The sequence below is a fragment of the Chryseobacterium sp. SIMBA_028 genome, assembly GCF_046535285.1.
Classification (GTDB): Bacteria; Bacteroidota; Bacteroidia; order Flavobacteriales; family Weeksellaceae; genus Chryseobacterium.
Window position 1 is genome coordinate 1 of sequence record NZ_JAWRWZ010000354.1, and the last position, 266, is coordinate 266.

The following is a 266-nucleotide window of genomic DNA, read 5'->3' on the forward strand; positions in this document are numbered from 1 at the left end:
CTAAAATACCTGCTTTAATGGAACAGGAACGGGGAAACATTTCTGAACATGAAAAAGACCTTGCGGTGTTAGAGGATATTTCTAATTCCAGCTGGAATAAAGAAGTGTCACTTAGTGACCTAAAAACGGAATTAGCGGCAATCGACAGAAAAATCATGTTATCTATTCATACCGAAAATGAAAAAGAAGAGCAGACTAATCAACTTTCAAATATTTCTACGCAAGATATAGGGAAGCCAACAGATCTTACTAGTAAGGCTAAACTT

Annotated in this window: 1 pseudogene; it reads left to right on the plus strand. The window is 36.1% G+C overall.

The features are described 5' to 3' along the window. Positions 1-17: 17 nt before the first annotated feature. Positions 18-266, plus strand: a pseudogene (locus SCA31_RS23745) (hypothetical protein); the annotation flags it as partial.